1 protein-coding gene is annotated in these 933 nt (G+C 69.0%); it reads left to right on the plus strand.

The annotated features are described in order from the left end of the window. Positions 1-40 precede the first annotated feature (40 nt). Positions 41-901 carry a tryptophan 2,3-dioxygenase gene (gene kynA, locus N864_RS22700; RefSeq protein ID WP_034722931.1) on the plus strand — a complete coding sequence of 287 codons (861 nt, stop codon included), beginning with the start codon at positions 41-43 and terminating at the stop codon, positions 899-901. Positions 902-933: the final 32 nt, after the last annotated feature.

The following is a 933-nucleotide window of genomic DNA, read 5'->3' on the forward strand; positions in this document are numbered from 1 at the left end:
CCGTCGAGTGAGCGCAAACTCCGGCCCTAGGATCCTCGCCATGGCCACCGACGACCGACCCACCAGGCGCGAGCTCGAGGAGGGCATCGAGCGCGACTTCTCGCGGCGGATGTCCTACGGCGACTACCTCAAGCTGGACGTGCTCCTGTCGGCACAGCAGCCGCTCAGCGACCCGCCGCTGCACGACGAGCTGCTCTTCATCATCCAGCACCAGACGTCGGAGCTGTGGCTCAAGCTGCTCGTGCACGAGCTGCGTTCTGCCAGAAGGCTGCTGCGCTCCGACGACCTCGCGCCGGCCCTGAAGCGGCTGGCTCGGGTCAAGCACGTCCAGCACACGCTGACGGACCAGTGGTCCGTGCTCGCGACACTGACGCCGAGCGAGTACGCGGAGATCCGGCCCTACCTCGCGACGAGCTCCGGCTTCCAGTCGGCGCAGTACCGGGAGGTCGAGTTCCTCCTCGGCAACAAGGACGCCGACATGGTCGCCGTGTTCGAGCACGACCCGGCCGTGCAGGTCGAGCTGCGCAGGCTGCTGCACGAGCCGAGCCTCTACGACGAGTTCATCGCGTTCCTGCACCGGCGCGGCTACCCGGTCCCCGAGGAGCTGCTCGAGCGGGACTGGTCGCAGCCGCACCGCGTCAACGAGGGGCTGGTCGACGTCCTCGCCCACGTCTACGAGAAGCCGGCCGAGCACTGGGGCGTCTACGAGACGTGCGAGGAGCTGGTCGACGTCGAGGACAACTTCCAGCAGTGGCGCTTCCGGCACCTGCAGGTGGTGACCCGCACGATCGGGCACAAGCCCGGCACGGGCGGCTCGTCCGGGGTCGACTTCCTCCGGCGCGCCCTCGACCTGACCTTCTTCCCCGAGCTCTACGCCGTCCGCACGAGGATCGGCCGCTGACCCTCCTCCCCCCGTCGAGAGGCCACCAACCG

The sequence above is a fragment of the Intrasporangium chromatireducens Q5-1 genome (assembly GCF_000576575.1).
GTDB lineage: Bacteria > Actinomycetota > Actinomycetes > Actinomycetales > Dermatophilaceae > Intrasporangium_A > Intrasporangium_A chromatireducens.

Bases quoted from the DNA above. Each gene is read 5' to 3' on its own strand.
- kynA (WP_034722931.1), top strand. From the start codon at position 41: ATGGCCACCGACGACCGACCCACCAGGCGCGAGCTCGAGGAGGGCATC.